The 23,832-nt window shown below is 36.6% G+C and carries 22 protein-coding genes and 3 riboswitches; of the genes, 2 read left to right on the forward strand and 20 right to left on the reverse strand.

The genetic code is table 11. From position 1 onward, the window contains the following. Positions 1–265 precede the first annotated feature (265 nt). The 16 genes from ACSKT4_RS05300 to ACSKT4_RS05375 form a co-directional block, all read right to left on the reverse strand. The gene (locus tag ACSKT4_RS05300; RefSeq protein ID WP_186870635.1) at positions 266–1,594 is read right to left on the reverse strand and encodes a DUF4179 domain-containing protein; all 1,329 of its coding nucleotides are present in this window, start codon (positions 1,592–1,594) and stop codon (positions 266–268) included. Beyond that, positions 1,575–2,108, reverse strand: coding sequence for a sigma-70 family RNA polymerase sigma factor (locus ACSKT4_RS05305; RefSeq protein ID WP_255488152.1), 534 nt, complete (start codon positions 2,106–2,108; stop codon positions 1,575–1,577). The genes ACSKT4_RS05300 and ACSKT4_RS05305 overlap by 20 nt, the downstream gene beginning before the upstream one ends. Before the next feature lie 260 nt (positions 2,109–2,368). Further along, on the reverse strand, positions 2,369–3,001 hold the full coding sequence (locus ACSKT4_RS05310; RefSeq protein WP_186870636.1) for a response regulator transcription factor: 633 nt from the start codon (positions 2,999–3,001) through the stop codon (positions 2,369–2,371). A gap of 119 nt (positions 3,002–3,120) precedes the next feature. Continuing rightward, positions 3,121–3,206, reverse strand: a riboswitch (cyclic di-GMP riboswitch). Between the two features lie 140 nt (positions 3,207–3,346). Beyond that, a complete protein-coding gene (locus ACSKT4_RS05315) occupies positions 3,347–5,041 on the reverse strand; it encodes a methyl-accepting chemotaxis protein (protein ID WP_186870637.1) in 1,695 nt (564 codons plus the stop codon). Between the two features lie 26 nt (positions 5,042–5,067). Beyond that, positions 5,068–5,826 carry a flagellar motor protein MotB gene (gene motB, locus ACSKT4_RS05320; protein WP_186870638.1) on the reverse strand — a complete coding sequence of 253 codons (759 nt, stop codon included), beginning with the start codon at positions 5,824–5,826 and terminating at the stop codon, positions 5,068–5,070. Next, positions 5,813–6,604, reverse strand: coding sequence for a flagellar motor stator protein MotA (gene motA / locus ACSKT4_RS05325; RefSeq protein ID WP_186870639.1), 792 nt, complete (start codon positions 6,602–6,604; stop codon positions 5,813–5,815). The genes motB and motA overlap by 14 nt, the downstream gene beginning before the upstream one ends. Positions 6,605–6,681: 77 nt before the next feature. Continuing rightward, a riboswitch (cyclic di-GMP riboswitch) is annotated at positions 6,682–6,767 on the reverse strand. Positions 6,768–7,030: 263 nt separating this feature from the next. After that, the gene (locus ACSKT4_RS05330) at positions 7,031–9,559 is read right to left on the reverse strand and encodes a YheC/YheD family protein (RefSeq protein WP_186870640.1); all 2,529 of its coding nucleotides are present in this window, start codon (positions 9,557–9,559) and stop codon (positions 7,031–7,033) included. Between the two features lie 175 nt (positions 9,560–9,734). Next, positions 9,735–10,571 carry a flagellin Hag gene (gene hag, locus ACSKT4_RS05335; protein ID WP_186870641.1) on the reverse strand — a complete coding sequence of 279 codons (837 nt, stop codon included), beginning with the start codon at positions 10,569–10,571 and terminating at the stop codon, positions 9,735–9,737. Positions 10,572–10,816: 245 nt separating this feature from the next. Next, the gene (locus tag ACSKT4_RS05340) at positions 10,817–11,377 is read right to left on the reverse strand and encodes a PilZ domain-containing protein (RefSeq protein ID WP_186870642.1); all 561 of its coding nucleotides are present in this window, start codon (positions 11,375–11,377) and stop codon (positions 10,817–10,819) included. Positions 11,378–11,580: 203 nt separating this feature from the next. Next, a riboswitch (cyclic di-GMP riboswitch) is annotated at positions 11,581–11,666 on the reverse strand. A gap of 163 nt (positions 11,667–11,829) precedes the next feature. Beyond that, the gene (locus ACSKT4_RS05345; protein WP_186870643.1) at positions 11,830–12,681 is read right to left on the reverse strand and encodes an ABC transporter permease; all 852 of its coding nucleotides are present in this window, start codon (positions 12,679–12,681) and stop codon (positions 11,830–11,832) included. After that, positions 12,674–13,465 (reverse strand): ABC transporter permease subunit, encoded by a 792-nt coding sequence (locus ACSKT4_RS05350; protein ID WP_186870644.1) that lies wholly within the window; start codon positions 13,463–13,465, stop codon positions 12,674–12,676. Before ACSKT4_RS05350 ends, ACSKT4_RS05345 begins: the two co-directional genes overlap by 8 nt. Before the next feature lie 158 nt (positions 13,466–13,623). Further along, positions 13,624–14,694: an ABC transporter substrate-binding protein gene (locus ACSKT4_RS05355; RefSeq protein WP_211742439.1), complete on the reverse strand. Its 1,071-nt coding sequence runs from the start codon at positions 14,692–14,694 to the stop codon at positions 13,624–13,626. A 36-nt stretch (positions 14,695–14,730) separates the two neighbouring features. Then, the gene (locus ACSKT4_RS05360) at positions 14,731–15,807 is read right to left on the reverse strand and encodes an ABC transporter ATP-binding protein (protein ID WP_465822945.1); all 1,077 of its coding nucleotides are present in this window, start codon (positions 15,805–15,807) and stop codon (positions 14,731–14,733) included. Positions 15,808–16,543: 736 nt separating this feature from the next. Then, positions 16,544–17,386: a carbohydrate ABC transporter permease gene (locus tag ACSKT4_RS05365; protein ID WP_211742437.1), complete on the reverse strand. Its 843-nt coding sequence runs from the start codon at positions 17,384–17,386 to the stop codon at positions 16,544–16,546. Between the two features lie 17 nt (positions 17,387–17,403). After that, the gene (locus tag ACSKT4_RS05370) at positions 17,404–18,297 is read right to left on the reverse strand and encodes a carbohydrate ABC transporter permease (protein WP_186870659.1); all 894 of its coding nucleotides are present in this window, start codon (positions 18,295–18,297) and stop codon (positions 17,404–17,406) included. Between the two features lie 64 nt (positions 18,298–18,361). Beyond that, a complete protein-coding gene (locus tag ACSKT4_RS05375; protein ID WP_211742436.1) occupies positions 18,362–19,690 on the reverse strand; it encodes an ABC transporter substrate-binding protein in 1,329 nt (442 codons plus the stop codon). 193 nt (positions 19,691–19,883) lie between these two features. On the opposite strand from ACSKT4_RS05375, the gene ACSKT4_RS05380 reads away from it, so the two are divergent. Both ACSKT4_RS05380 and ACSKT4_RS05385 read left to right on the forward strand, forming a co-directional pair. Beyond that, positions 19,884–20,387, forward strand: coding sequence for an alpha/beta fold hydrolase (locus ACSKT4_RS05380; RefSeq protein WP_465822946.1), 504 nt, complete (start codon positions 19,884–19,886; stop codon positions 20,385–20,387). Beyond that, positions 20,384–20,689 (forward strand): alpha/beta fold hydrolase, encoded by a 306-nt coding sequence (locus ACSKT4_RS05385; RefSeq protein ID WP_465822948.1) that lies wholly within the window; start codon positions 20,384–20,386, stop codon positions 20,687–20,689. The genes ACSKT4_RS05380 and ACSKT4_RS05385 overlap by 4 nt, the downstream gene beginning before the upstream one ends. 232 nt (positions 20,690–20,921) lie before the next feature. On the opposite strand, the gene ACSKT4_RS05390 is transcribed toward ACSKT4_RS05385, so the two are convergent. The 4 genes from ACSKT4_RS05390 to ACSKT4_RS05405 all read right to left on the reverse strand — a co-directional run bounded on the left by ACSKT4_RS05390 (position 20,922) and on the right by ACSKT4_RS05405 (position 23,774). Beyond that, positions 20,922–21,104, reverse strand: a complete 183-nt coding sequence (locus ACSKT4_RS05390; RefSeq protein ID WP_186870501.1) for a hypothetical protein — start codon at positions 21,102–21,104, stop codon at positions 20,922–20,924. A 100-nt stretch (positions 21,105–21,204) separates the two neighbouring features. Then, the gene (locus ACSKT4_RS05395; RefSeq protein ID WP_186870347.1) at positions 21,205–21,753 is read right to left on the reverse strand and encodes a ribonuclease FAU-1 family protein; all 549 of its coding nucleotides are present in this window, start codon (positions 21,751–21,753) and stop codon (positions 21,205–21,207) included. Between the two features lie 15 nt (positions 21,754–21,768). Further along, positions 21,769–22,818: a serine hydrolase domain-containing protein gene (locus ACSKT4_RS05400; protein WP_186870348.1), complete on the reverse strand. Its 1,050-nt coding sequence runs from the start codon at positions 22,816–22,818 to the stop codon at positions 21,769–21,771. A 2-nt stretch (positions 22,819–22,820) separates the two neighbouring features. Continuing rightward, complete coding sequence (locus tag ACSKT4_RS05405; RefSeq protein ID WP_186870349.1) at positions 22,821–23,774, reverse strand: GNAT family N-acetyltransferase; 954 nt, start codon at positions 23,772–23,774, stop codon at positions 22,821–22,823. Between the last annotated feature and the right edge of the window lie 58 nt (positions 23,775–23,832).

The following is a 23,832-nucleotide window of genomic DNA, read 5'->3' on the forward strand; positions in this document are numbered from 1 at the left end:
AAAGAAGAAAAAGGAGGAGACTTGCCAATTTAGCTTTTTGTGAAGAATACGTTATTATTCATAGGGTTTTAGTATGGAATTTTTTGTAATTGTTTGGGATGGGGGGATTTAATGAGAATAGCCACTACACCATACCCTTCATTCGATCATCTGCTTTGTGTTATACTCATCTATCCACCTTAATTCTTATGCCATGTAAATATTTCCTCGGAAATACAGGGAATATGTCGTAAAAAGAAGTGGATGAACTAGCATCCACTTCTTTTTACTTTAAATCTATTCTTGTTTCTAACTCAGGAAACACCTGGTAGGTAGCATCATCTAACATAAAATGTGTATCCTTATCTATATCAACCTTTGGATATGTTACGATTACTTTATTATCCCCATCATATTGAAAAGAAACAGCATTTATATATTCATCCTTTTCCTTATTCACAATATAAGGAAAGACCGGAATAGTTTGATCCGTTGTATACGTTATAATAGTTGCATCTTCTTTATGTTTAATGCTCTCAACTTTAAATTCTGAATGACTGCCTACAATCTCACCCTCTGCAAAAGGAACATGGTGCTCATTTCTTTTGAAACTTATATAATGTTCATGTATGAACTCTTCACCTTGAAATGTAGTAATATAAGGAATGATTTGATAAGAGTATACATTGACCCCTCTTGGAATTTCCAGGACGTCATTAAACCTATTTACTTTGCCTACTTTAGGAGTGTTGCCGCCGGAACTATAATTATCTAGTAGATACATATGACCCTCTTTGCCCATTCCAATTACACGATAATTAAAATCTGTATATCCTGATTCCGGTTCTTCTACTTTGAGTTTTGTATAGGCTATTAGCTTTAATGTAGAAGGAGACAATTCTACATTCCCAATCATCATCGAATTTCCTAATGCATCTTGTTTAGCTTCAAAATCCGAGGATACTAAAAACTCCATTTCTTTATCTAGATGAAATTGGAAGAACCAATCTCCTTCTACATCATTAACCTTGTTGATGTGTAAACTTATTTCTGCATTAGGCTCAATATCCTTAACCTGATTAAAATGAATCACTCCACCAGTATCGAGTACATCGCGTTGTGAAATCTGAAATAAACTAGGGTGTGATTTACCATCCACAAGTAATTCAAAATCAATGAACCATTCATTAAATAGGATTTCATTCTCTTTCTCCGGATGAACCTCATAAGAAATTGCTAATTGGTGATTATCCATATACCCTTCTTCTAGCCTTACCTTAATCCCTTGATCCACTACTTCCTGATCTATTCTTTGGGAACGACCCTCTGTAACCATTCTTTTTAATCCATCGTCACTTTGCTGATACATAATAGATGTCGTATTTGGATTTTCACCACTTGCTAGTTCTAGATCATTACTTAACAACAATAAACCAAAAGCTAATACAAAGATAGACGCAATAGTGGCTATGACTCGATGCTTAGGAAAATAGAATGGTTTCTTCTCTTTATTACGTGCCTTGATAAGGGCATCTTGCACTGTTTCTTGAAGCTTTTGTTCTGGGATAGGTGTTCCATCTACCATTCTACTAATCTCACCTCGCAGCTTCTCCATATACATCTCCTCCATGTGCTAATTTTTTCTTCACAATTTGTAATGTTCTATGTAGTTGGGATTTCACGGTCCCCTCTGGCTTCTCCAAAATATCCGCAATCTCTGGTATGGAATAGCCATAATAGAATCGAAGTAATAATAAGGTCTTTTGATTTGCTTTTAGTTTTCCAAACACCTCTTCGATATCCATCACCAGTACGGTGAGATTTTCCTCGACAATTTGTGTATTAAGCCATCCAACATCTAATGGGATAATATCCTTCGATTTTTTGATATGATCTAATGCAGTATTAATCAGTATTCTCGTAATCCAGGTAGAAAAGAAGTCGATATTCTTTAATCTATCGAAGGACTTATAGGCCTTAATAACGGTATCTTGAACAATATCTAAAGCACTCTGTTCATTCTTTACATACGAGTATGCTACTCGATATAACTTTTTCTGCTCTTGTTTAATTAATGTTTCAAATAACTGCTCACGATTCTTTTGTTTTTCTGATTTAAACATAGACATATTGTCTCCTCCCTTCCATTATTTTACTATACAATGAAGAACTATTTTTAAATTACTGCTATTTATTAGACATCACTTTATATAAAACCGTTCCAATTAATTTTTTCATAAAAAACACCGCACTATTTAATGCAGTGTTCCGGTCTATATTCTGTTAAAGGAACAGTCTACTAAAAATGACAAGAGACCTACCCCTCATCCAAATATAAAAGGCAGGTTCTCTGAAATTACTACTCAGAGAACCTGCCCCTACTTACGTATTATAATGTTATCCAATTATTTTTAATGGCCTTGATAACGGCATTGGTACGATCGGATACATGTAGCTTCTTCAAGATAGAGCTTACATGATTATTCACTGTTCTAGTTGAAATAAATAGCTCTTTGGCAATGCTACAGTTGTTTAGACCTTTTCCAAGCTCCTCTAAAACCTTCCATTCTTGTTCGGTAAGAATGCCAGCTGGTCTAATCGGGTCTTTTCTAGTTAGTTTTACATAATCATCAAGTAGAATTGCTGATAGTTTCGGATGAATATATTGTTGATCATTTAACATCGATTTAGTAGCAAAAATTAATTCACTTAATTCCATACCATTATAGAAATAACCATGTAACCCATAACGGAAAAGCTCCCGTAACAAGTCATTGTCTAAATCAGATGTCCAAATTGCTATTCGGATTTTCTTTTCTAGAAACCTATCAATTACCTCTTTAATATCGATAGTCGTATTTAAATCAATAATGACTAAATCACTTTTAATTGAAGTCATTTTTGATTTAAATTCCGCAGATCCTATAGCCTTCCAGTCATGCTCAGGAAGACTTTCTTCCAGTTTTTCCACAATAATGTCTCGAACTAGATCTTTCTCTTTAATAATTGTTACTTCACTCATAGCCACTTCTCCCATCAAATTTATTTCCCTATTACAAATGGTAGAAATTGCCAAAATATGAATTACACATTAAAAAAGACTATTCATAATAGAATAGCCAAAATATTGATACAATCCATTTTGGCAACCAGGCGATCATAGCCATTACGACCTTAGACCCTTAGCTTTGCGTCCTACCCTTTCAGATAGTTTGCCTTTATCAGTTGGTGTTTCGATTTATTCACATAAGGTTATGTTAAACCATATCTAGTAATAAATGCAACTAAAATATCATTAAATATAGGATGTAATGATAGGAAAAAAAGATACTAGACACTTTCCACTAAATGTGTCTAGTATCCATTACTATAATTTAAAATTACCTACTAAATCATTCAGTTCCTCTGCTAGGGTGGCTAGTTTTTTGGAGCTATCAGCGACTTCCTCCATTGAGCCTCTAACCTGTTCTGCAGAAGCTGACGTCTCCTCTACCCCTGCAGCTGATTCCTCTGAAATAGCTGCAATCTCTTGGATAGATCCGTTCATTTCTTGACTGTTCGCAGCAATACTGGACAGGTTGCTCGTAATGGTTGAAATGTTTTCGACCATACTGGAAACCGCTTCGGTAATTTGACTAAATGTATCTCCAGTAGATTCAATTTGTTCTGTACCAATTTGAACCTCTTTATACCCTTCCTGTAATGACTCCGTAACAAGCGTTGATTCCGACTGAATACTCATTACCGTGTCTGTTATATCATTTACCGATAGCGCAACCTGCTCCGCTAACTTTCTCACCTCGTCAGCAACTACTGCGAAGCCTTTCCCATGTTCCCCAGCACGTGCCGCTTCAATTGCAGCGTTTAATGCTAGTAAATTAGTTTGCTCTGCAACATCCCTAATGATCGATACTAGATTGGTAATTTTTTGCGTATGCTCATGTAGTCCTTCTACTTTTCCTACAGCACCATGAACAATTTCATCTACTTTACGCATTTGTGTGGTTGAAGATTTCATTAAATCTCTTCCCGTATTGGTTAAGTCAAGCACATTCTTGGAGTGTGTTTCAATTGCTGCGCCACTTTCATCTGCCTCTTGTACTTGAACAGCAAATGAACTCATTGCCGATGATAATTCACCTGCACTATCTGCTTGTGTTTCCGTACCGTTAGCTAATTCTTCCATTGTCATTGCTATTTGCTCGGCACCTGTTTTCACTTCGTTAGTAGACTGAGTTAGTTCGGTACTCTGGGTAGCTAAGGTTGTCGATACATACTTGATTTGATTTAATAATGCCCGAATGCTCATACTCATCTTATTCGTCATATGAACAAGTTGTCCAATTTCATCTCGGTCATTGGATATTAAATCTTCCTGGCTTAAATCGCCATCAGAAATGGTCTGCATTCTCTCCATAACCAGCTTTATTCGCTTCGCAATCATATTAGAAGCAAAAATAGCCAATGTCGTTCCGATAACGATGCTAGCAATACTTAATATGATGGTCAGAACCATCATTAATTCACCATCATTAACCATATTCTGTCCTAGTTCATTAATAAGCTCTTTACGATGCTCGGTAGCTTCTTCAAATCCTTGGGTAATCTCTGTTCCTAATGGCATTACTTCCATTTGCATAATTTGTAATGCTGCTTCTTTATCACCACGATCATACGCTTGTAGTGCCTTATCCGTTAATGTTCCCCACTCATACTTCTTATTAAGTAATTCCTTCGTGCTTTCTGAATCACTCAATTCCATCAGTTCATTCTCTAACGCAATACTTGCCTCTACTTCATTTTCAAATTGCTGACGAAGACTTTCATCCTCCAGTAGGAAATATCCTCTTAATAATGCTGAGCGATTTGCCATATCATAGGATATATCCTCATCAAGCATAAGTAGGGCTAGCTGTTTGTTTACTATTTCTTTGGATTCCTTATTGATTAGATTAATTGAATATAAGGAAAAAGCCGAATAAATTACAACAAAAAATAATACGGTGGAAAATAAAAATAATATTCTAGTGCGTATCGATTTAAAATTAAATAAATTCTTCATTAGTCGTTCTCCTCAATTATAATGTGTTATGGTAAATGTTCTGTGATGTCGTAATTAGGCAAAATTAGTACTTCCACTCGTCTATTTATTGCTCTATTTTCCGCACTGTTATTTGGAACAAGCGGTTGATGCTCCCCGAATCCTTTTGCACTAAATTTCGCTGGATCGAGTTGTTCATTATCTAAAATTAACGTCATAAAGTTTACAGCGCGCATAACACTTAGCTCCCAATTCGAACCAAATTGTTCATTGTTCATTGGAACATCATCCGTATGGCCACTAATGACTACTTGATGAGGGGGATCTGTATATAACAGACGCGATATCTCATTCGCAATCTTTATCCCGCCCTGATTAACCTCTGCACTACCTGGCTCGAAGGAAATATCATTCTTGATCGTGATCATTAATCCTTCACCAGATAGATTGGTACCAAGTGACTCCGTCAGACCATTTTCTTGGATATAGGCATCGATTCTCTTTTGAAGCTCTTGTAAATTTTGCAGCTCATGTTGACCATCTTTATGATTCTGATTTTGTTCTTCCACTTCTTGTTGTTCTTTCAGCTCAGGAGAAGGAACAGGATGTTCCATTATCCCTTTATCCCCGCTGGAAAACTCGCTTCTAAAGAAAGTAGACAGTTCCTCATATTTCTTCACATCTATCTCACTCATAGCAAATAAGACAATAAACAAGGCAACAAGTAATGTTAATAAATCAGAGTAAGGGAGTAACCACGATTCATCAACATGATGTTCCGCTTTTTTCCGTTTATTCTTCTTCATTTTTCGGCTCCTGATTTAATCGTTCTAATTCTTTTGTCGTTAGATAAGAACCAAGCTTATCCCTTAGAACTTTTGATGACTCCCCAACTGTAATCGATACAATACCTTCAATCATGATTTCTTTAATTTCTACTTCACGCTTTGACTTTGCCTTCAGTTTATTGGCAAATGGATGCCACATGACATATCCAGTAAAAATACCAAGTAATGTTGCGATAAACGCTGCAGAGATTGCCTTTCCTAGTGCTTCAATATCAGACATATCCGCTAGAGCTGCTATTAAACCTACCACTGCACCAAGTACCCCCAGTGTTGGAGCATATGTACCAGCTTGAGAAAAAATAGCTGCACCTTCTTCATGGCGTTTTTCCATGGCATCAATTTTCTCCATCATGACATCTCGGATAAATTCCGGAGTTTGCCCATCCACTGCAAGCTGTAATCCTGACGCTAAAAATGGATCTTCAATTTTATCCAATTGACTTTCTAAAGATAAAATCCCTTCCTTTCTAGCTATATCAGCCATATCAGAGAATGTATCAATTAATTCTTCTGCACTTTGTTCTTTCCTTTCGGTAAATAGAATCTTGAAGAGTGCTGGTATTCTTTTCAGTGTTCTGGTTGGGAAGGCAATAATGACAGAAGCTGCTGTTCCTACAAGAATAATGAGAATGGCAGCAGGATTTATCAATGCTCCAAGACCAACACCCTTCAGTACCATTCCGACCCCAACTGCAAGGATCCCTAGTATAATTCCTATTAATGATGATTTATCCATGTGTAGACCTCCATATGTGAATTAAAAAAGCTATTCTTCTAGAAAGAATAGCCAAATAGAATGTTATAGATTCTATACTTGGTAACCTGGCAATCTTAGTCTACTAGACCTTAGACCCATGGCTTTGCGTCCTTACTTTTCAGTAAGTTTGCCTTTGTCGATTTGGATTATGTGTGAGATTAAAGTTTTTCTCTATTGTATATATCGGCTATTACATTTTAGAAGTAAAGGGGTATTATAGTAATTTAAAATAATTTATTTCAGCCGTATATAATCATTTATTTAATAACAACTATGTTTTTAGCTGTAATATAGAAGGACTCTAGAAACTAGAGTCCTTTAATATAATCTCTTTTGAACATCTATACATCCCCGACCTTACACTTTACTTATTATCCAAGAGATTATTAGTAAATAATATCACTTTCAAAAAGTTTCCATTTTCTTTTGATTGTTAGTTGAATTCTTTTGAGATAAATATTTAGCATACGGAATGGCGTGCTTAGCAACTTCGAATTCATAATACACAATCCCAGGTTTATTAACATTAACTTCAATTAGATATATATTTAAATCCTTGTCTATTGCTAAGTCGATACCTAATTCACTTATTTTGTTTTCGTACAGGGCATCAAATTCACTCGCAATATTTAGAGCTCTTTCCTCAATTTTACTTACAAGGATACTCGACTTATCTTGAGAATAATTCCTATTTAAGAAAGCTACTAACTCTCCAACATATCCACCACTTCTAAAGACTGTAATAGTTGCATAATTAGTACCAATTCTAGGGTGTTTATTAACAAATGACCATTCTCCATTTCCATCCTTCATCATATGGACACGGATATCAAACGGATTACCTTCTTTTGTTCTTGTTTCTATATACTTTTGTACAATAAAAGTGCCTTTTTTAATAACGTCTCTTATATACTTCGATAATGATAATTCACTCAGTTCATTAACATTTTCTCCATCAGCCACTCTATATCTATCAATATTCAATTTTTCAATATAGCGTACACCTTTTGCAAATGAACCTACTTCCGGTTTTAAGATTACTGAACCGTACTCTTGAATGTAATGGAATATATCTTTCAATCGATTAACTTTTTGATAAGGAATCATAATATCACTAAGTTGTTCTATTGCACTTAATTTATCATAAACTTCTAGTTTACTAATCGAATTTCCATAGAATTGATTAGTAAATGGAATTCCCTCTAGTTCTTCATAAACTGTATGAAAGCCCTCAATTCCTCTTGCTCGTAAACGATCATAAATTACATCAGGATAATTTACAATCATAGGTACCCATTCTTTATTTTGATAAAAGTATCCTCTTATACACATTTCATCATAATCTATATCCTTAGGAGTAAAATAAAAAAAGTGTACATTTTCATACTTTGCAACATACGCACAAGCAATCGTTAAATTATTTATCTCATTTTCCTGAACTAACATTCCAATACTTACTCGATTATCTAGTTCCGCCCATTCTAGATTCGAGTTTCGGGAATCAAAATTCCCTATACTTTTACTTTGCTTTTGAAAACTATTGGTTAGGAATATTCCATTCTTAGCAATATAAATTGCGTAACCGATTGTATTAATAGCTCTTTCTTTCTCATGATAGGTGGATTGTGGTCCATTATTTACTTCATGAAGCCAAAAACGGCCGTTTTTATCAATGGCTAAATCTAATCCTAACTCATCTAAAACCAAACCATAGAGTTTATCTAAATGATACGTTATATCTAGAGAAAGCTTCCTTAGTTCTTCCGCATACTGTTTACCCTTTGCACCATACTCGTTCGTCAAAAAAACGTCAAGTTCTTGAGTTCTACCACCTCGACTGATATTACTCAAAATACTTTTCTTATTACCTATGCGCGGATAGATTTTGGTTATCTGCCACTTTCCTTCATTATTCTTTTGAACATGAGCTCGAATATCAAATGGTTCACCAGCATTAGTACGAGCATGAATATATTTTTGAATCATATAGCTATTTTTGTTCTTTAGAATAACGTCTTGAATCCACATGGTGAATTTTTCTTTTCCTAGGATCCGTTCTTTCTTATCTTCGTGAATTATAAAGTGATTACCGTTCTTTTCTACATAATATATAAAGAGACCTTGTCTACCCATTATAGGTTTTAATACACCTTTTTGATTTTCATTTAAAAACTCTAATATTCTATCTTCATCAGTAATTATTTTAAAAGGGACTAGTAGCTCTGCAAACTTCCTATTTTCCACTACTATTTTTGGTAAATAAAATTTGTTTCCAACTCCAAAACTAGTAAAAGGAACCTCTCTTCGCAACTTCCTTTCCGTAATAGTTTGTCGCTCTCGAGATGCTATTCCTATGTTATGAATGACATTTGGAAAAGAAGAAGTAACCTCTTGCCACTTTCCATTTTGGAATACTTCTCCCGTAACTTGCTTAGCATCCATGTTAACACCTGATGAGGAAAAGAATAATAGGGTTACTCCCTGTTTCTCTGCTTCCTCAACTAAAGCATCAATTCTAGGTTTAGGATAAGCAATTCTTGGGTTAGATTCACTTAAATAGACACCGATAGTAATATCTTTATTTAGTAAACCGATCTCATCTACTTCAAATTCTTTTTGCCATTGTTTTAAGAGAGGCATTAATGAAAACTGTATTATTTCAGCAATTTTTATTAAATTATTTGTCTCTAACTCTTGAGCAATTAATAATAATGTATTTTCAATTTTCTTTTTTTCCTTTTGTCCTAATGTTAAATTAGAGTTAGCTGTTACTTTCTCAATAGCAGTAACACCATCTACGATTGAACTAAACATGAAGATACATTGGTTTAATTCCTTCTGTTTAACTAATTTTGAAAAGTGACTAGTTGCTTCAATTAATGTATCTATAATATTTTTTACCTGAAAAATAGTATTTTCTTCTAACTTGGTCATAGATGAAACTCCTTTAATATAGGTTGTAAATTACATAATATTAATATCGGATTAAATAATAATTTGTTTAGGGAATAAGGCGAGGATTTAAACGGAGTATAACAATAAAAAATTGGCGTACCAATTATTATCTGGTACGCCAATTTTTTTATTATAAACCTCTAAAATCTACTAATTAACGAAGTAATTGTAATACACCTTGAGGTTGTTGGTTAGCTTGAGCTAACATTGATTGTGCTGCTTGAGTTAGGATGTTATTCTTAGTGAATTCCATCATTTCTTTAGCCATATCAACGTCACGGATACGAGATTCAGCAGCAGTTAGGTTTTCTTGAGAAGCACCTAGGTTGTTGATTGTGTGCTCAAGACGATTTTGAACTGCACCAAGACCAGAACGTTGTTCAGAAACAGATTTGATAGCAGCATCAATTTTACCTACAGCAGCATCAAAATGTGAGCTTTCTGTAAAGCTAGATACATCAATATCTTTTACTTCTAATGCTTCAGCACCCATATCATTAATGTTTACAACAAGGTTTTGGTTTTGATTAGCACCGATTTGGAATACTAATTCGCTTTCACCTGCAGCAAAAGATCCATCTAGTAAGCCTTTACCGTTAAACTGAGTACGCTCAGCAATTCCATCAATTTCTTCAATAAGTGCAGTGATTTCATCTTGGATTGCAGATAAATCATCACTTTCTTGAGTTCCAAGGTTACCCGCTTGTACAGTTAACTCACGCATACGTTGTAAAATTGAATGAGTTTCAGTTAAAGCACCTTCAGCAGTTTGGATTAAAGAAATACCATCTTGAGCATTCTTAGATGCCATTTCTAAACCGCGAATTTGTCCACGCATTTTTTCAGAGATTGCTAGACCTGCAGCATCATCTCCAGCACGGTTGATACGAAGACCAGAAGATAGTTTTTCTAAAGAGTTTTGAGTAGCTCCTGTGTTTACACCTAATTGACGGTGTGCATTTAATGCAGAAATATTGTGATTGATAATCATGTTTACATACCTCCATGTATTTTGTTTTTATTTTGCGAGTCACATCCATATGGCTCGCATCTATAACAACTCCTATTAGAGTTATTAACTTAGTAAAGTAAAATGTTTGGCCAAAACATTTTTTACATCATCATGATGTTGTACCTATTATATCGGCATGAAAAATAGATGTTTAATCTTTTTTTAAAAAAAATTATTCTTTTTTGTAGTTCACTCCATTCCAATCAACAAAAAAGCCCATGGTACTAGACCATAGACTCCCCACATCCTCGATTAGATTTCAACTTTTTTCGCTTCTCCACCAATATCTTTTCTAGTATCTGATGTAATAATTCTCGGTCTTCCTCATACGAATTTGTAAATACTACTCTATATCCAAATCGATCACTTTCCTGATATAATTCCTTCCGAATGATTCTTCCTTTCAAAATAAACACCGTATCCTTTAGGGAAAAACGAATCTTTATGGTCATATCATCGATTATCGGATATTCAACATCACACACAAACGTTACACCGTCAAGACTAACATTTTTTAAAACACCCTGTATAAAATTCGGATTCAATTTCTCATTATCTACATCGAGAAATTCAACAAAACAGGTGATACCCTCTACACTTACCTGGTCATTTCCACTTAGAGTTACACTAGTTAAAGTAGGATGGTTCTCTACTTCGTTCCTATCTATAGTAGTGTTATCTTTAGGCTGATACTTTTTAATTACCTGTTTAATAAGAAAGAATAATAGCAATATGAATAGAAAAACAACAACCATTAGAATAGAAATCCAAACTTTATCATCCATTTCAAACACCTCCTTATATAAATAAGTAGGTTTTCGAAAATACCTAGGTCCACTATCACATTAGAAAAACGCTCATTTGGTTGCCCTTTAACGAATATGTTCGTTTTTCTATGCTGGCGGGAAAGCTGTTTATTCTTCCCATCTGCTAATTAAAAGGAGAACCAAAGAAAAGGTCCTCCTATCATACTCTAGTCCCAGTTTTCTCCGGTAGCTAGGCTGCCATAACAATAGTGCTTTAGGCCCTCGGCTTTGCGTCCTTCCCTTTCGGATAAGTTTGCCTTTTTCGTAAAACCTCTATAGTTGGTCCTATTATACTAGAAGACTTTCCATAATTCGACATTTTTCAACCGAATAGTACATTACACCTATCTTATTACAAACAATTAATCCAAAAGTCCTAACAAAACTAATTAAAAAAAGCGTGCCGAAGCACACTTTTTGCTATCACTATCTTATACTAAAAACTTCCGATCCTTCCGATTGGTAAATCGCATAAATATCAACAAGGATAACAGCACTAAAATCATCAGTAATAAAGAAAGTGCTGCACCAAGCTGCCAATTCATTTCAACTAAGAATGCATCACGAATGACATTCCCAACCATTAATAGCTTACCACCAGTAAATAAGTCGGTAACAACAAATACACTAATTGCTGGTACAAATGTGATAATAAAGCCAGCCAAAATACCAGGGAATGTTAATGGTAATGTAACATTTAGGAAAGTTTTTACCGGTCCTGCCCCTAAATCCTCCGATGCCTCCAAGTATGTTTTATCTAACTGCTCGATGGAGGAGTATATCGGTAAGATCATAAATGGAAGGAATCCGTAAACTAATCCAAGAATGACGCCACCTGGTGAATACATTAGTGCAAGCGGCTCCTTAATAAAGCCTAAATCTATTAATACATTATTAATGACACCTTGATTATTCATTAAAATAATCCATGCATACAAACGAATCAATAAATTGGTCCAAAACGGTACCATGACAAGCAGTAGCAATAAATTTTTCCACTTACCAGCATTAGCTATAAAATAGGCAAATGGGTAAGCAATGAATAAACAAACGATCGTTGCTATCAGTGCCCACCATACCGATTGCCAAATCACTTTTGCATAAAGCGAGCTAAAAGCAGAAGAATAGGCTTTTAAGCTAAATTCATAAATAATTCCACCAAAATCACCATTTGTAGTGAAGCTGATCACTGCAATAAATATGACTGGGATAACTAAGAATAAGGTTAGCCAAAATAAGCTAGGGGATAACAATAAATAAGCCTTTTTAAAATTTCTAATCATTTCTCATATCCCCTTTCTTTCGCATATTTAGCCCAACAATGGTGACCACGATAAACATGATTACGATAATTATCGTAGAAAGTACGTTTACTTCAGGTGATACACCTAATCGAACCATCGAATAGACGAGTACTGGTAATGTATTATCACCTGGTCCTAGTGTAAAGAACGAAATAACAAATTCATCCAACGAAATCGTAAAAGCTAGCAATCCGCCAGCTAATATACCCGGAAAGATTAATGGAAAGGTAACCTTCCAAAAGGTTTGCCACTCATTAGCCCCTAGGTCTTTTGCCGCTTCCTCTAATGAACTATCAAAGGAAGAAAGTCTTGCTAGTACAACAAGCATAACATACGAAATTGTTATAGCCACATGTCCTGGTATCGCTGTATTTAATCCTAACGAGACATTTAGAATCCCATAAATGGCAAGTAAAGCTACCGCAACGACAATATCCGGAATGACGACTGGAATATAGAATAGAAACTCAACAGCCTTTTTCCCGATAAATGTATAACGATATAGCGCTAATGCTGCTAGCGTCCCTAAAATGGTTGCAATAACAGTTGAAATTACTGCTAGATATAGACTATTCATCGTTGCATTAATCAGTTGATGATTTTGAAAGATAGAGCTATACCAATCTAACGTAAATCCTGTCCAAACTGTTCCTAATTTAGAATCATTAAATGAATAGATAATAACGAACATAATTGGAATATAAAAGAATAAAAAGACGAGTAGGGAAAACGAAAATAATAGTTTCTTCGTTCTTGGTCTCACATGTTCCACCTACCTTCCAAAGAGATAAAACACTATAAATGTGTATGTTTCTGGCGCCTAAAAACTAGACATAGGAGAAGAGGTTGTCTATAAGGGGATAGTCCCTCATCATGTTATGAGGGACCCCGAGCCTTTTGACAGCCTCTTTATTTACTTCATTATTCAACCTTTGCTTCTTGGAACAATCGATTCATATATTGCGTCCGATCTGAATCTAGTGGTAAATTCCACTCCGTACGCTCAATTACTTCGTCAGGGAAGTTTAAGCCAGGGCTATTTTTAATTTCATCTGGTAATATCTCAACAGCCGCCTCATTTGGATTTCCATAAGGAATAAATTCAGATAGTTTAACACTTACCTCTGGACGTAGTAGGTAGTCAATAAATACCTCAGCAGTATATTTATTTTTTGATGTTTTTGGAATTACCATTGCATCTAACCAAACAACGCCGCCTTCTTCCGGCAGAACAAAGTCAATGTCTTCATTTTTTAACCATGCCGTAGCAGCTGATCCGGAATAACCATGACCAATCCATGCTTCTTCTCTAACAAAACGGCTGGATGGTGCAGCATCAAATGCTAATACATTTGGCATAATTTCTTTTACTCTTTCGAAGCCTTCCTCTAATTGTGCTTCTGTTGGATCATTCATGTCATTACCTAATAATTGTTGTACCATGTTGGAAACTTCTTTGGATTCTTCTAGTAGTACTAATTTCCCTGCATATTCAGGGTTCCATAAATCTTCCCAGCTAGTAGGGGCTTCTTTAATGTATTTCTTGTTATATATAATTCCGTCATATCCATACATAAATGGAACGGAGAATTTATTTTCAGCATCAAACGGCATGTTTCGCCATGCATTTGCGATATTCTCATAATTTGGTATGTTATCGAAATTTATTTCTAGCAATAAGTCATTATCTACCATTTGCTTCACATAATAATCGGAAGGAAATACTAGGTCATAAGCAACCGTACCGCTTTGTACTTTTGTCAGCATTTCATGGTTTGAATTGTAGGTAGAATATACAACATCTACACCATACTCTTCTTCAAAACCATCAATAACTTCTTGGGGAATGTATTCACTCCAGTTAAATACGATTAGTTCATCACTTAATTCCTGCTCTCCACCTGCATTATCCGAATCACCATTAGATCCACAAGCTGCTAGAAATAATACAATCAACAAACTAAATAGTGCAAATACAAAAGACTTTTTCAATCTTTCCCATCTCCAATCTCTTCATTTTAATTTATGTTATTTTTTTAAAACAACCGAATTATTAGGGCTCCAGCTGACATAGATATCATTAGTATTGGTTAATTCATCAATATTATCATGGGATTCATTAACCGTCAGATCCTCACCGTTTGGCATGGTTACTACGATTTTCGTCACTGAGCCAACATAGATTTTTTCCTTGAAGGTACCTTTTACATTATTCAATCCTTCAATCGGTGTACTGCTAATTTTTAATTTTTCAGGACGTACAGAAATAATGACTTCCTCATCCTTCGTCACATGAGCGGTATTCGGAATTGTAATCGGTTTATTGGCGTACTCCATCTCCGCCATTTCACCATTAATTCCACGAACAGTACCTTCGATAATATTAGTTTGACCAATAAAATCTGCCACAAAACGTGTTTGTGGTCTTTCGTATATTTCATATGGCAGACCAATCTGCTCGATTTTCCCTTTATTCATAACCACGATTCGGTCAGACATGGTTAATGCTTCCTCTTGATCGTGGGTTACATAAATAAACGTAATGTTTAATGTTTGTTGGAGATGCTTTAATTCTAGCTGCATTTGTTTTCGTAGCTTTAAATCTAGTGCTCCAAGCGGTTCATCTAATAAAAGTACCTTTGGATTATTCACAATTGCCCGTGCAATTGCAATCCGTTGTTGTTGTCCACCACTTAATTGTTTCGGCTTACGATTTCCGGATTCTTCCAGTTGGACAAGCTTAAGCGCTTTAGTGACACGCTCTTTAATCTCTTCCTTACCAACCTTTTTCATCTTCAAACCAAATGCTACATTATCAAACACACTCATATGTGGGAAAAGGGAATAGCTTTGAAACACGGTATTAACTTCCCGTTTATAGGGCTCCATTTCATCTACTTGCTTACCATTTAATAGAATCTTACCTGTAGTTGGCTTTTCAAAGCCAGCAATCATTCGAAGTGTAGTCGTCTTACCACACCCAGATGGCCCTAGCAATGTTAGAAATTCCCCAGCTCTAATGTCTAGATTTAGATTATCTACCACATTAGTATCATCAAATTCTTTTGTTACATTTTCCAATTGCACCATTTGAACACCCAACATGCATCCCTCCTTTTTCTAACTGAGGGGGGACAGTCCCCCATAATGCCACGAGACTCTGCCATACTATTTACTTTTTCCCTCCAGCTTATAAGTATACGAAACACTACGCTTCTTCACTTTTAAGCATGGTATTTGGGGGAAGACTGACAATCAGTCATAATTTTTGGCATTAAAAATACACCCTTCTCTACCAGGTAAAGGTGTCTACAATTAGACTTTTTCCTTCCCCGTTGGGTGCGTACTGTTTCGGTAAACCTATATAAAATTACTTAATTAATCGACAACATTTCTTCCTATAAAAGTAAGCGTTCTGTCCTTCCCCATTAATGTATGTAACATAGGTAGTGCATATCACTTTTTACAATAATCTTTCAAAAGTCGATTTATGCTAAAAAAAATATAGCAGTTTTTACTAGGTAATTCAATAGTTTTGCTGTAATTAATTATATTTTTCTTTTTGGAGGTTGTATTAATTTATTCATGAGGGAGGGAAGTTGCCTTTTGGGGAGGGGGATGGGCTCGGGGTGCGATTTGATGTAACCTTTTGAGAAGGAGATAGGACCGGGACGCGGGAAGATGCGACCTTTCGGAATTTAGATAGGACTGGAGCACGCGATGATGCGACCTTTCGAGAAATAGATAGGACCGGGACGCGGGGGGATGCGACCTTTCGGAATATAGCTGCGTCCCATTCACGCTACAATACCCCCAATCTAAGTTGAGATGTACTCACTACCTACCCCTTTATCGCCCCTTCTGTCATTCCCTTAGCAATCCTTCTCTGGAAGATAGAATAGAGTACAATTACTGGAACTATTGCTATTACTAGACTGGCAAATAGGGTTCCCCATGCGTTGGTGTACTGGGCTTCATTGCTTATGTAGTCGATTGCTAGGGCTAGCGTGTAATTAGTATTAGTCTGTAAGAAGATTAGCGCCATGAAGTATTCATTCCAAAACTGGATACAGTTCATAATGGTAACGGTAATAATGCCTGACATCGTAAGTGGTGTAACGATTTTAAATAGGATGCCATAAGGAGAAAGTCCGTCTATCGCGGCAGACTCTTCTAATGATTTTGGGATGGTACTCATAAAGCTCGTGAGGACAAAAATGCTAAATGGTAATTGGCTCACAGCATACACGATCGCCAGGCCAAATATATTATCCAATAGATTTAATTGGGCTAACAGGAAGAATAGCGGAATCCAGCCTAACACCATTGGAATCATCATGGCTGAAATATACAAGGTAAATAAAACCCTACTCCCACGAAAATTAATTCGTTCTATTGCATAGGCTGTAGGAATTGCTAATATCAAAGTAAGAGCTGCTCCTATTACGGTAACCAGTAAACTATTCCATACACTCACATCAATATTGTAATTTGTCCATGCTTGCACATAGTTACTAAAGTTTAACGTATCTGGCCATCCCCATGGGTTACGATAGATTTCTGCATTGGATTTAAACGATCCTAAAAACATCCAAAATATCGGATACAAAACAGCAATAGTCCATAGTATAAGTGGAATTCTAATACCTGCCCTACCTAATAGTTGCCCTACACTTCGCTTCATTGCTCATCCCTCCTTAACTAATATTCTACTTTTTCCCTGCGCATCAAAAATTGCAATAATAATACGGTGATTAACGATAAAACAAGTATCATGACACCAATCGTTGCTCCGTATCCAAAGTTGTATTGTTTGAATGCCTGCTGATACAAATAGGAGCCCATCACATGGGTCGCATTATTTGGACCTCCACCTGTCATAACTTGTACAAGAATAAAGGAGCCGTTTAATGTCGTTATTACAATATATAAAATCGAAACTTTGATTTGTGGCCAAACTAGTGGCAATGTAATTTTCCAAAATTGCTGCCATTCGGTAGCTCCATCAATTTTAGCCGCTTCGTAATAGCTTTTCGAGATATTCGCAATACCACCCATCAGCATCAGCATGAAAAGTCCAATTCCTGCCCACACAGCTGGAAAAACCAAACTCGGTAATGCCCACTTCTCATCACCTAGCCATGGTCTTGCCCATTTTTCTAGCCCTAAAAACTCTAGTCCGGAATTAACAAGACCTAAACTAGGATTATAAATAAACATCCACAATATCCCGATTACGACAACAGACATGATATTAGGAAAGAAGAACACAATTCGGTAAAAGGGTGCTTCTATAATTTTTAATTGTGTTAGTGCTACTGCGAAGAACATGGCCAGAACCATGATTCCGATAATCTTCGTCACAACTAAAAAATAATCATGGACAATTGTATCTGGGATGACAGCATCATGAAATAGCTTTACATAGTTACTGAAACCAATAAATTCCTTATTACTAGACGACCCAGACCAATCAAAAAATGAATAATAAAGGCCACTAAATAACGGATATAGGGTGAAAACGGCAAAAAGAATAAATGTAGGAATTAAACAAAATGCCAAAAACCAATATTTTTGCTTTTTAGATTGTACCATCCGATCACTCATTTCCTATCATATGGACTGCTCCTCTGGATAGGGAGAAGCAGTCCATCGTAACTTATTCTAATCCTGCACGATATTCGGAAGCAGCTTTTTCTGCTTCTGCAACGAATTCTTCAGCAGTCATATTTCCAAGCATGAGAGATATTAAGGCATTCCCGATAGGTGTTTCTAAATCAGCACTCATTGGATGTGGTTTTTCATAGATTTCTACTACATTGGGGTCATTAATCATTGCATTGGCATCCATTAAGTATTCTGGAACATTCTCATTCTGTGTTAGATCAACACCATTTAAGTTCATGATCGCTCCAGTATGCTCGGAGAAGGAGCTCGCATATTCTCTTGTAAACACAAACGCAACAAACGCTTTTGCAGCTTCTGGATTAGCTGCTTCCTCTGCAATTGCTAATGGACGTAAATCTGGTACAATGGCATATTTCTCACCAGAAGCATTCATTGGGGATGGGATAAAACCAAATTCGAATCCATCAGGAATATCATTTCTCATCTCATTCGGCAACCAGAACCCAACTGGGATAAATGCATTTTCATGTAGTAAGAAGTTCATTTGTGACTGGGTATGATTCAATGCACCTAGCCCAGAGTCAAACATCCCTTCTGTCGCCATTTGCTCGACACGTTTCATAATCGCTAATACTTGCTCACTTGACCATGCGCCTTCTTTTCCAGTAATGACATCCGCTAATAATTGCTCGCCACCGGCTGCTGCAAAAGCAGGATAAAGCATCCCACGTAGGAAGTAATATGGATGTTGCCCTGTGGTCACAAACGGGTCAATTCCCTCTCCAGCCTTTATCTCACTCATTGATTCCATAAATTCATCGAAATTAGCTGGAACTGTATAACCTTTTTCCTCAAATAATGCTTTATCATACCACGTACCCCAAGTATCAAATACTAATGGTAAGGAATAAATTTCTCCATCATAGGTAGCAGGCTTCACAATAAAGCTATCCAATAATTTATCTCCACCTTCTAGTTCGATTCCCTCTAGCCATGCGGTTAAATTCATCAACTGTCCGTCTTCTACCATTTGGGTTTCACTCGATCCAGCACCATCAATATATACGACATCAGGAGGGTTATTGGATACCCATCTGGAGCGCATTTCATCATTAATCGTTGGACCAGCATGTTCAATAACATTGACATCAGGATAGGCATCTTTAAAATCAGAAATTACTTCCTTCCACCATGAATCGCCATACCCACCGACAAAATATTGAATTTCTAAATCACCAGCAATTTCACCGCCTTGACCAGTATTCGTACCTGTGTCGCCATCATCAGAACAAGCGACAATAAACGCCCCCATCAAAACACATTGCAACAGGACTAACCAAGAACGACTTCGCAATTTCATACATTGCCCCCCTTTTATGCATTCTTGTAAAAAGTTTGGGCAATGGTAAACGCATACAATTTGCCCTACTTTTCTTACAAATATATGTACAACTTTTAAATAAATGCTAGAAAAAATCTTGTACCTATCCTGTGTAGTTCTTTTAAAGCCTTTTTGGAATATAGTTTTAAAAAAGGAATTAAGGAGGGATTAAATGCCTGGTAAGTATATTGAGGTAGATTCAGGTGTTGAGCTTTTTGTTCAAGATGTTGGTGAAGGAGATCCTATCGTTTTTATTCCAGGATTTACATTCACTACAGAAGTGTTTGAAAAGCAAGTAGCCTACTTTTCCAATTATCATCGTGTTATTGTGATGGATCCAAGGAGTCATGGAAAATCAACCATAACCGTACATGGAAATGATTATGTAACACACGGAACAGATTTACGGAAAGTATTGGAGCACCTACAATTACATCATGTAACCTTAGTCGGGTGGTCGTTTGGTTGTTTAACCATATGGGAGTATATGAAGCAATATGGGGCAGAAGGAATAAAGTCTCTCGTATTAATCGATATGCCACCAAAATCATTGTCTATCGATACGGAGGATTGGGTAGAAGGAGCACTGGATGATATTGCAGCTATATATATAATTCATTACGTACACCAAAAGGGCAGCGAGATTTTATCATTGCCTATGCTACTGGGGTCATGATTCAGCGGGAGCTTAAGGAGGATGAATTAACTTGGCTAGTCGAGCAATCAATGAAAACACCTTACTACATAGCAGGGAATCTATTTGCATCGGGAATGTTCTCCAACTATCTAGCGGAAGCATCAATTGCTAGCAAATCGTTACCTACTTTAACAGTAATTGCCGAGCATTGGTCTGATACTGCAACAAACTTCATGAAAAAACATGTACCACAAACACAACTAGAAGTATTAGGGGGACATATGATGTTCTGGGAGCATCATGAAAAATTCAATACAATACTAGATGAATTTATCCAATAGCATTAGGTGAGGCTGGGACTTAACTAAAAGAATTAAAAGTAAAACCGATACTAGATTCGGAAATATACGTAGACTCCTGCGGGAGGATAGGCATAGGTGAGACCCCTAAAGAAGTAGCACGAGGAGTCTAAGGCAGCCGCCCGCGGAAAGCTAAGTATATTTCCGGAGCGGGGTCCTTGCTCACTATTCAGTTTTTCCTTTAAAATAAATTCTTTTGTCCCAGCCTCTAAACTCATTTATTCCTAACCTCTTCTAACAACCTAATAATCTCCTGATTCTGTTTCACTTGCACGTCACTATTTACTTTCATCTGGTACAACCAAATTAATACGAAAACCGCAAGTGCAATAGGGATCAATGCAAAGATTAAAGATAAAAAACCGCCAAAAATGCCTATCGCTTCCACCATTTCCATTTTTCACTCCTTCTATTAAATGTTCATACTTCATTCTACCATAAATTAAATTGAAAATTCTTTTTGTTAAAACAGTTCACCTAATAGACAACTTAATCCCCTATGGCTTCTCTAATTTCTCTTCTAATACTTCCCTATGTTTTTGGGCTAACTCCAGTAATCCAAATTCATTTCGCTCTATTAACGTCAACAACTGATTTACTTCATTCCATGCCAATTCATATAGGGCCTTAGTAATCACGCCATTTGTCAATGCTTCATCCAATTCATCCTCATCTAATACTCTCACTTGACCCGTTGGTAAAATCACGATATCCAGGAACAAATCATCCATCCAAGGAACACCATTCTCCACTCCTGTTGCTACGCAAATATCTATGTACCATTGGACAATTTCTCCCGCCGAATTAAATGTCGTTGTTACTGTATGATGCTGATTCTCGGGAAATTGAAATAGCCATTGATAGCCATCATCAACAATACATCTTTCTTCTTCTCCATAGCGAATAATTAATGGTTCACTGACCTTGATCATATCGAGTAATGTCATATATCCAGTAAATTGCTCATCCTCTACATATTGTTGTGCAAACCTACGTTCAATTATCCGTGCCCAATTGGATCGATCCCCATATCGCCGTTTCAGCATCCTACTACTCCCTCTCTATGAAAAATAACTACGAATGATATTATGTAATCTTGGGCGTAAACGAAGAATGGCTGGTTTCCTACCAAAATGCACACGATTAGTTAATAGGATGACAGATAGATCTACCGCTGGGTCAAACCAGATACTAGTACCAGTAAACCCAGTATGGCCAAAGGAAGCATCAGAGAAATAATCACCACAAGGTGCGTAGGTTGGTCCCTTCAACATCCAGCCCAAACCACGATATTCTTCATCAAAAGCTGTATAATTTTTCCGTGATAATTGTATAGCTGCCTCAGAGAGCAGTTGCTTACCATTAAATACACCATTATTTTCTATCATTTGCGCAAATTTAACTAAATCACCCACTGGTGCGAATAATCCTGCATGACCACTAATTCCGCCCATATATTCAGTGTTATCATCATGTACAATACCAGATTTATACGCTTTTAACGTCTCATTATATTCCGTAACTGCATACCTTTCTTCACTAAAACATGGATTAAATCCTGTTTCATCCATTTCTAATGGCGCAAATATTTCACGCCCTACAAATGTTTCAAATAGCTCACCGGTTACTTTCTCAATCACCTGATATAACATAATTAATCCAAGGTCACTGTATACAACCTTTTCCCCTGTTGGATAGACTAAAGGTTGTTGGTAAATACGCTCGATTACTTGTTCTTTGCCGAGCTTCTCTTTGAAGTATTCCACATGTGCTGGTAGACCAGAAGTGTGCGTGAGTAAATGACGTAATGTTATATGCTCCTTCCCTTCGCTAGCAAAGTCAGGTAGGAAAAAGGATACTCGGTCATCCAGTCTAATTTCCCCGTCGTCCATTAGTTTCAGGATAACTGGTAATGTGGCTACAACTTTGGTTAGAGAGGCAAGGTCAAATAACGTATCTAGTTGCATAGGCGCTTTTTCTGGATAGACAACACGATTACCTACCGCCTCTTGCATGATGACCTTTCCCTTATTGGAAACATGAATAACCGCACCTGGTATATGCTGTAATTCAATTTCCTTTTGCAAAAAATCTAGTACTTTAGCATGCATAATCACATCTCCTTTTTATAGGATTGATAGCTTTTCCATACGTCAAAGCCGAGCTTTCGGTAGAAATCGACCAATCCAGTCCAATCAATAACCATTTGGTTAACCCCTCTAGCCCGTAGAAACGCAATCCCGGCTTGAACAACTGCTATACCATAGCCACTTTTTCTTTTCTTGGCATCGACTCCAAGGGGACCAATCCCTCCGACTTTCCCTGGAAATAGTGGTGTCCAATTTATATTTCCCATTATAATAGGGGACTCGGCATCATTAATTCGGCAAAATCCGATTATCTGCCCATTTTCCTTTTCCACAACAAACTCACGACCTGTTCCACCTTTTTGGAAATAGTGAATTGCCTCATGTTCCCATCTGCCAGGAAAACAATGGTGTAGAAATTGGAGGAAATCTTCTTTTTCCGCTTCTTGGAGAATGCTAAATTCTAGATTTGGAATAGTTGGCATTTGTACTGTTTCAGAATCGGTAAAGGATTTGCTTAAGTCTACTTCTGTTCCTTGATGCTGATACCCTCTTTTTTCAAACCAATCCACTGTTTCTGCTAGCTCACTAGGTATGCCGGGAAAGTAATGATACATATCTCGTCCTAGCAAAATTTCCTTTAGACCTATTTGTTTGAAGTGAGCTTCCGTATGATTTAGTAGCTGTGTCCCAATTCCGCGATTTCGATAGGCAGAATCAACGATGATGGCTTGAATCCAGCCCAGATCATCACGCATACTTACTTCTGTTTTCTCTTTCATATACTTCACTACCATAAACCCAATTACCCGATTTGCCTCATCCACAACCATTCTAGAGCATTCATAGGAAACATTGACATCTAGGAAGCTATTTTGTCTAAATAATTCTGTACGCATCGGATAATGAGCTCCGAGTTCTTGATTCCATAATGCTACCAGTTGATCCAATCTTGCTTCATCCCAAGGAAGATAGTGCATATCATGACCTCCTTAAATTAAAAAAGCGCAGGGCGCTCGTTTTGCGATATACGGACTA

The sequence above is a fragment of the Ornithinibacillus liuyingii genome (genome assembly GCF_055550225.1).

Bases quoted from the DNA above. Each gene is read 5' to 3' on its own strand.
- motB (WP_186870638.1), bottom strand. From the start codon at position 5,826: ATGAAGAAGAATAAACGGAAAAAAGCGGAACATCATGTTGATGAATCG.
- motA (WP_186870639.1), bottom strand. From the start codon at position 6,604: ATGGATAAATCATCATTAATAGGAATTATACTAGGGATCCTTGCAGTT.
- ACSKT4_RS05330 (WP_186870640.1), bottom strand. From the start codon at position 9,559: ATGACCAAGTTAGAAGAAAATACTATTTTTCAGGTAAAAAATATTATA.
- ACSKT4_RS05375 (WP_211742436.1), bottom strand. From the start codon at position 19,690: ATGAAATTGCGAAGTCGTTCTTGGTTAGTCCTGTTGCAATGTGTTTTG.
- hag (WP_186870641.1), bottom strand. From the start codon at position 10,571: ATGATTATCAATCACAATATTTCTGCATTAAATGCACACCGTCAATTA.
- ACSKT4_RS05315 (WP_186870637.1), bottom strand. From the start codon at position 5,041: ATGAAGAATTTATTTAATTTTAAATCGATACGCACTAGAATATTATTT.
- ACSKT4_RS05310 (WP_186870636.1), bottom strand. From the start codon at position 3,001: ATGAGTGAAGTAACAATTATTAAAGAGAAAGATCTAGTTCGAGACATT.
- ACSKT4_RS05300 (WP_186870635.1), bottom strand. From the start codon at position 1,594: ATGGAGAAGCTGCGAGGTGAGATTAGTAGAATGGTAGATGGAACACCT.
- ACSKT4_RS05390 (WP_186870501.1), bottom strand. From the start codon at position 21,104: ATGGAAATGGTGGAAGCGATAGGCATTTTTGGCGGTTTTTTATCTTTA.
- ACSKT4_RS05360 (WP_465822945.1), bottom strand. From the start codon at position 15,807: ATGTTGGGTGTTCAAATGGTGCAATTGGAAAATGTAACAAAAGAATTT.
- ACSKT4_RS05400 (WP_186870348.1), bottom strand. From the start codon at position 22,818: ATGCATGCTAAAGTACTAGATTTTTTGCAAAAGGAAATTGAATTACAG.
- ACSKT4_RS05340 (WP_186870642.1), bottom strand. From the start codon at position 11,377: ATGGATGATAAAGTTTGGATTTCTATTCTAATGGTTGTTGTTTTTCTA.
- ACSKT4_RS05385 (WP_465822948.1), top strand. From the start codon at position 20,384: ATGATTCAGCGGGAGCTTAAGGAGGATGAATTAACTTGGCTAGTCGAG.
- ACSKT4_RS05365 (WP_211742437.1), bottom strand. From the start codon at position 17,386: ATGAAGCGAAGTGTAGGGCAACTATTAGGTAGGGCAGGTATTAGAATT.
- ACSKT4_RS05370 (WP_186870659.1), bottom strand. From the start codon at position 18,297: ATGGTACAATCTAAAAAGCAAAAATATTGGTTTTTGGCATTTTGTTTA.
- ACSKT4_RS05405 (WP_186870349.1), bottom strand. From the start codon at position 23,774: ATGCACTATCTTCCTTGGGATGAAGCAAGATTGGATCAACTGGTAGCA.
- ACSKT4_RS05345 (WP_186870643.1), bottom strand. From the start codon at position 12,681: ATGATTAGAAATTTTAAAAAGGCTTATTTATTGTTATCCCCTAGCTTA.
- ACSKT4_RS05395 (WP_186870347.1), bottom strand. From the start codon at position 21,753: ATGCTGAAACGGCGATATGGGGATCGATCCAATTGGGCACGGATAATT.
- ACSKT4_RS05305 (WP_255488152.1), bottom strand. From the start codon at position 2,108: ATGTCTATGTTTAAATCAGAAAAACAAAAGAATCGTGAGCAGTTATTT.
- ACSKT4_RS05380 (WP_465822946.1), top strand. From the start codon at position 19,884: ATGCCTGGTAAGTATATTGAGGTAGATTCAGGTGTTGAGCTTTTTGTT.